At 73.1% G+C, this 4,625-nt stretch carries 4 protein-coding genes and 1 pseudogene; 2 read left to right on the top strand and 3 right to left on the bottom strand.

Annotated features, from left to right (window positions below; all coding sequences use genetic code 11):
- Both ACWEVO_RS30665 and pknB read left to right on the top strand, forming a co-directional pair.
- Positions 1–385: pseudogene (locus ACWEVO_RS30665) on the top strand (serine/threonine protein kinase); the annotation flags it as partial.
- Entirely contained in the window at positions 382–2,190 is a 1,809-nt protein-coding gene (gene pknB / locus ACWEVO_RS30660) for a Stk1 family PASTA domain-containing Ser/Thr kinase (RefSeq protein ID WP_452310949.1), read from the top strand. The pseudogene ACWEVO_RS30665 and the gene pknB, both read left to right, overlap by 4 nt.
- A 47-nt stretch (positions 2,191–2,237) precedes the next feature.
- Here the strand turns inward: pknB and ACWEVO_RS30655 are convergent, their stop codons facing one another.
- From ACWEVO_RS30655 to ACWEVO_RS30645, 3 genes are read right to left on the bottom strand one after another with little or no spacing between them, the layout of a single operon-like run.
- Positions 2,238–2,888 carry an aminodeoxychorismate/anthranilate synthase component II gene (locus tag ACWEVO_RS30655; RefSeq protein WP_452310948.1) on the bottom strand — a complete coding sequence of 217 codons (651 nt, stop codon included), beginning with the start codon at positions 2,886–2,888 and terminating at the stop codon, positions 2,238–2,240.
- A gap of 4 nt (positions 2,889–2,892) precedes the next feature.
- Positions 2,893–3,171: a hypothetical protein gene (locus ACWEVO_RS30650; protein ID WP_452310947.1), complete on the bottom strand. Its 279-nt coding sequence runs from the start codon at positions 3,169–3,171 to the stop codon at positions 2,893–2,895.
- Between the two features lie 2 nt (positions 3,172–3,173).
- Complete coding sequence (locus tag ACWEVO_RS30645) at positions 3,174–4,562, bottom strand: class E sortase (protein WP_452310950.1); 1,389 nt, start codon at positions 4,560–4,562, stop codon at positions 3,174–3,176.
- Positions 4,563–4,625 lie beyond the last annotated feature (63 nt).

Here is a 4,625-nt window from a genome sequence, read left to right as displayed (position 1 = left end):
GGCGCAGCCCGCCCCGCAGCCACGCCCGCCGGTGGCGCCGCGCGGCGCGGCGGCCGTCCCGCCGCCCCGGCAGCACAACCCCCACGGGTACGCACGACCTGCGGCCGTCCCACCGCCGGCCCCGCGCCGGTCCCGGTCCGGGCTGTGGATCACCGCCGTGGTGGTGGCCGTACTGGTGGTCCTCTGCTCCGGCGTGGTTTCGTACTACTACCGGAAGTACGCGGCGGCCGGTCCGGCCGGCACGCCCGCTCCGGTGGCCGTGACGTCCGGCGCGGTGCGGGCCCACGGTGCCGATGATCTGGTCGGGACGTCGTACCGTCGTGGGATACGGCTCCGGCCGGCTGGCGGCGAGACGACGACGAGCGAAGGACGAGAGACGCGATGACAGCGCAGGCCCGCCTGCTCGGTGGCAGGTACCAGGTCGGCGAGCTGCTCGGCTACGGCGGCATGGCGGAGGTGCACCGCGGTCGCGATCTCCGGCTCGGTCGGGACGTCGCGATCAAGATGCTCCGGGCGGATCTCGCCCGGGACGCGACCTTCCAGATGCGGTTCCGCCGGGAGGCCCAGAACGCCGCCTCGCTGAACCACCCGGCGATCGTCGCCGTGTACGACACCGGCGAGGAGACCGGGCCGACCGGCGAGACGCTGCCGTTCATCGTGATGGAGTTCGTCAACGGACGGACCCTCAAGGAGGTGCTGGGCGCCGAGGGCCGGCTCCAGCCCCGCCGGGCGCTGGAGATCTGCGCCGACATGTGCGCGGCGCTGGAGTTCAGCCACCGGCACGGCATCATCCACCGGGACATCAAGCCGGGCAACGTGATGCTCACCCAGACCGGCCAGGTCAAGGTGATGGACTTCGGTATCGCCCGGGCCCTGGCCAGTGGGGCCACCACGATGACGCAGACCAGCGCCGTCATCGGCACCGCGCAGTACCTTTCCCCCGAGCAGGCGCGCGGTGAGGCGGTCGACGCCCGCTCCGACGTGTACGCGGCCGGCTGCGTCTTGTTCGAACTGCTCTGCGGGCACCCGCCGTTCGTCGGCGACAGCCCGGTCAGCGTCGCGTACCAGCACGTGCGGGAGCAGCCGCCGACGCCGAGCACCATCAACCCGGACGTCAATCCGGCGGTGGACGCGATCGTCCTGAAGGCGCTCTCCAAGAACCCGCTGAACCGCTACCAGAGTGCCGGCGAGATGCGGGCGGACCTGCTCCGCGCCGCCGCCGGCCGACCCGTGCTGGCCACCCCGGTCCTGCCGGTGGACGAGACCGCGGCGATGGCGCCGGCCGCCGCTGCGGGCGGCTACCAGACCCAGGTGATGGGCCCGCAGAGCCGCCAGCAGATGCCGGCCCGGGTCGGTGATCCGCGCAAGCGGAAGAGTTCCTCGTGGGTGATCGCCACCTTCGCCGCGCTCGGCGTGCTCGCGGTGATCGCCCTGGTCGCCGCCCTGATGCTCAACCAGAAGGGCGCCGAGCAGGTCCGGGTGCCGTCGTTGCAGGGCAAGTCCCAGGCTGTCGCCGAGCAGGACATCCGCAACGCGGGGCTCATCCCGGCCGTCGGCGACCCGGTGCAGAACAACGACTGCGAGAAGAACACCGTGTCGGGCCAGAGCCCGCCGGCCAGCACGACCGTGAACAAGGGCGACACCGTCACGATCCAGATCTGTGGCGGCCCGAAGCAGGTCACCATCCCGGACGGGCTGAAGGGCTCCCAGTTCACAAACGTCAAGCAGCAGCTCGAAGGGATGCAGCTCAAGGTCGACTCCGAGGAGGTCGACAGCAGCCTGGCGGAGGGTCTCGTGGTCAGCGTCGACCCGAAGGAGGGCGCGACCGTACCGGTCAACTCCACCGTCAAGGTGCTGGTGTCCAAGGGCAACGTCGCGAAGGTCCCGGACGTGGTCGGCCTCCCCCAGGACCGGGCGGAGCGACTCCTGAAGAACGCCGGATACAAGGTGCGGGTCCTCGACGGTGATGAGGCCAAGACCCCGGATCAGGTCGGCAAGGTCAGCAAGCAGACCCCGGACGCCAACACCGACCTCCCGAAGGGCAGCCGGGTCACCATCTACGTCGACATCGCGCCGCCGGAGCCGACCGAGAGCCCGACCTCGCCCAGCCCGAGCGGTTCGCCGACGACGCCGGGCACTGGTGGTGGGTTCCCCTTCCCGACCCCGCCGGCGGGCATCGCCGAACAGTGACGACGAATCGAGGCCCCGACTCCGGTCGGGGCCTCGACCTTTGCTGATCAGGCGTTGGCGAAGGCGGCCCGCCGGCGGGCGTCCACCTCGGCGGCCAGCTCCGGCGCACGCTCCAGCGCCGCCGGGTAGCCGCAGACGGCCAGCCAGTTGGCCAGCATCAGGTGCCCGCCCTCGGTCAGCACCGACTCGGGGTGGAACTGCACGCCCTCGATCGGCAGCGTCCGGTGCCGCATCGCCATGACCACGCCGGAGCCCGTCCAGCCGGTCACCTCCAGCTCGTCGGGGAGGGTCTCCGGCAGCACGGCGAGCGAGTGGTAACGCGTGGCGGTGAACGGGTCGGGCAGCCCGGCGAGTACCCCCACGCCGTGGTGGCTCACCTCGGACGTCTTGCCGTGCAGCAGCTCCGGCGCCCGGGTCACGGTCGCGCCGAACGCCTCCCCGATCGCCTGGTGGCCGAGGCAGACGCCGAAGAGCGGCAGCTTGCCCGCGTACTCCCGGATGACGTCGAGGCAGATGCCGGCCCGGTCGGGGCTGCCCGGCCCGGGCGACAGCAGCACGCCACCGGCCCCCGCCCGGCCGACTTCGGCGACGTCGATCTCGTCGTTGCGTCGCACCTCGCAGTCGACCCCGAGCTGGCCGAGGTACTGCACCAGGTTGAAGACGAACGAGTCGTAGTTGTCGATCACCAGGACGCGCATCGGGTCACCTGCTCGGGGTGGTGGGCGGGGCGTTGTTGGTCTCCGTGCTGTACGGGATGTCCTCCTCGCTGGGCCGCACGGTCGGCACCGTGAGCTCCCCGCCGTCGCCACCCGGTACGCCGGAGTCCTGGGTGACCTGGACGTCGTCGAAGGGCAGCAGCGGCTCGGCCCACGGGAAGGCCACGAACCAGAGCAGGGCGACCGTGGCCGCCGCGAGCAGCAGCGAGCCGATCAGCTTTCCGGCCAGCCCGAACGGCAGCTTGCGCCAGATCCACCCGTACATCGTCAGCCTTCCAGCTCCGGCGGCCGACCCGCCGACTTGGCCTGGACGTGGTCCAGCTTGGCGTGGATGATCAGCCGCTGGTAGTTGTCGAACTTGGGGTTGCAGGTGGTCAGGGTGAGCAGCTTCTCGGTCGGCCTCTGGCCCGGCCTGCCCGGCACCGGCGCGACCACCTCGACCTGGGTCGGCCGGACGATCTGCTGCTGGTAGACCTTGTAGATGAACCACTCGGTCTGGGACTCGACCACGATGTCGTCGCCCGACCTGAGCTCGTCCAGCCGCCAGAAGGTGGCCCGGATCCGGTGCCCGGCGACGGAGAAGTTGCCCACCTGGCCGGGCATGGCGCTCTTCGGGTAGTGGCCCGGGGCGTACCGGATGTCGTTCGGGGTGACCCCCTCGACCACCACCCAGTGCTTGTCCAACTTGGGGATGTAGAGCCCGGCGACGGGCTTGCCCTCGGCGGGTGGGGTGGGCTTGGGGGTGGGGCCGGTCGGGGCGACCGTCGGGTCGGTGTTGCCGCCCCACTCCTGGGCGAGCTGGCTGTTCAGGTCGTTCTGGTGGGCGTCGACGATGACCGTCTTGCCCCAGATCTCGTACCCGGCGAAGAGCAGCACGATCAGGCCGAAGGTGATGAGCACCTCGCCGGTGGCCCGGATCCCGGTACGCAGCCGGGAGCCGACCGTCGGGCGGGTCAGCTCGGAGTAGACGCTCTTGTATCCCTCACCGGTCTGCTCGGGGCGCAGCTGCACCACCCGCTCGCCCCGGCGCGGGCGGGGCGGCTCGGCCGGGGTCTCGACGGCCTCGTCGCCGCGCCCCTCGGGCAGCGGGGGTACGGCGCCCATCAGCGCGGTGGAGTCGAGTCCGGGCCGGTCGTGGCCTCGGGCGGTGACGGCCGGGAGGACGGCGGTCGCTCCCGGGTCCGCCGGCACACCGGCCTCCGGCCGCCCGGTCCGCGGTACGCCGCCGGCTGTCGCCGAGCGGGGCGGGCCCGCGGGCGGGCCGGGCGTACCCGTGCCCTGATCCGCAGCCGCGGGTCGGGTGTCCCGGGCGTGGCTCTCCGCACCCTCCACCGACCGGGACCGGCCCTCCGGCCGGTCGGCCACCCGAGGGATGAAGGCGGTCGGCGCGTCGCCCGGGGCGGCCGGTCGTACGCCCGGCGGGGTCGCCGGCCCGGTCGGCCGGCTCGGTGCTCCGACCGCTCCCGGGGCCGGCGGCCCCGGACGGGTCGTGGTGGGACCGTTCGTCCCGGACGGGCCCACGCCCCCGGCGGCGGTGCTCGGCCGATCGGCTCCGGCGGTGCTCGGCTCGGCGCCCGGTCGACGGTCGGTGGGAGCGGCCGAGCGGGAGCGGGCGGCGACCTCGTCCGCCCAGCGCGGCGGTGGCTCGGTGGGCAGCCGGCGGGGCGGGCCGCCCTGCCCGGCGGTCGGCCGGGAGTTGTCTGCGGGGCGGTGCGGGTC

The organism is Micromonospora sp. NPDC003776 (assembly GCF_053605645.1).
Note: the sequence above shows the minus strand (reverse complement) of the source record. Positions and strands in the feature narration are given on the sequence as shown.